At 67.1% G+C, this 1080-nt stretch carries 1 protein-coding gene; it reads right to left on the bottom strand.

Annotated features, from left to right (window positions below):
• On the bottom strand, positions 1-650 hold a 650-nt coding region (locus ACFPJ1_RS25425), incomplete at its 3' end, for a transposase (protein WP_380107614.1).
• Between the last annotated feature and the right edge of the window lie 430 nt (positions 651-1080).

Here is a 1080-nt window from a genome sequence, read left to right as displayed (position 1 = left end):
CGGCGCGCCGCGATCTGCGCCAGCGCGGCCGTGATCCGCTCACCCCGACCGGTGCGGTCCCGCACCACCGGCGGCAGTTCGTCACCGCGAACCTCCTGCCCGAACAACACATCCTCGGCCTCGTCGGTCGAAGCGACCGTGGCCACGAACTCCTCGGCCAGCTCGCGCAGGCGCGCCTCGGTCCGGTTCGCGTCCTTGCTGGCATTCGCCGCGATCTTGGTGCCGTCGAAGGCCACCACCCCCAGCGACACCATCCCCAACTCCGCGGCCAGCACCAGCGACTCGGTCAACAGGTCGGTCAACGCCTGCTCGTGATTCTTGCGGAACCGCGCCACCACCGTGTGATCCGGCACATCGGAGGCGCAGATGATCCGGAACGCCACATCGGTGTGACACAACCGCTCGATCTGCCGCGACGACGACTCCCCATGCGCCATCGCATACACAAACAACGTCAACAACATGTCCGGGTCGTAACCCCGCCGGCCCACCCCGCCCAGCCTCGCCCGCGCATGAAACCGCGCCGTGTCCAACCGCTCCACCGCCGCGATCACGAACCACACCAGATGATCATCCCCAAGCCAGTCCACCATCGACGGCGGCAGCAAAAACTCCTGCGCACGATCCACCGGCCGGTACGTCTTCGCCATCCCCAGATCTTTCCAACACCACCCGACCCCAGCCAGGACCTACCCAGGCGCGTCACCCAAAAAGCAACAGGCTCCCGAGGTCCCGGCTTGGTGTCCGAGGCCCCACCTTGTGCACCGGCTGAGCGTCCGGATCGCCGGGATCTGCTCAGGTGGTGCACAAAGTGCCGCTCTCGGAGGCCCGCTGCCCCCGGGGGGCCAAGCCATCTCCCCGACGGTCCAGGCAAGCCAACTCCCCGAACGTCTGGGCAGGCCATCTCCCCGAACGTCTGGGCGAAGGAACTTCTCGGGCCCCTGTCGCCACACCTCTCAGCGGCTCCGGGATAGCTGCGTTCCTTCCCTAGTCGGGGTGGTGTGAGTCAAGCGTCGGAACTTGTTCCGATCCCGCAGGGACGCGAAGCGCTCACTGGTGCAGCATGGCTGGTGTCGGTGG

The organism is Kribbella qitaiheensis (assembly GCF_042657745.1).
Classification (GTDB): Bacteria; Actinomycetota; Actinomycetes; order Propionibacteriales; family Kribbellaceae; genus Kribbella; species Kribbella qitaiheensis.
This window is presented reverse-complemented; position numbering and strand designations above follow the sequence as displayed.